This window comes from Staphylococcus sp. EG-SA-17 (assembly GCF_017151845.1).
Taxonomy (GTDB): domain Bacteria; phylum Bacillota; class Bacilli; order Staphylococcales; family Staphylococcaceae; genus Staphylococcus; species Staphylococcus aureus.
Window position 1 is genome coordinate 1 of the sequence record NZ_JACVZO010000202.1, and the last position, 214, is coordinate 214.

Annotated in this window: 1 protein-coding gene; it reads left to right on the forward strand. The window is 48.6% G+C overall.

What is annotated here, in order from left to right:
• The coding region (locus IDG65_RS15205; RefSeq protein ID WP_049100893.1) for a hypothetical protein at positions 1–214 on the forward strand (214 nt) is incomplete at both ends.

Sequence of the window (214 nt, forward strand, 5' to 3'; positions counted from 1 at the left end):
GACTCAGACAGCGATTCAGATTCGGATAGCGACTCAGACTCAGATAGCGATTCAGATTCAGATAGCGATTCAGACTCAGACAGCGATTCAGATTCAGACAGCGACTCAGACTCAGATAGCGACTCAGATTCGGACAGCGATTCAGACTCAGATAGCGACTCAGACTCAGACAGCGATTCAGACTCAGATAGCGACTCAGACTCAGATAGCGACT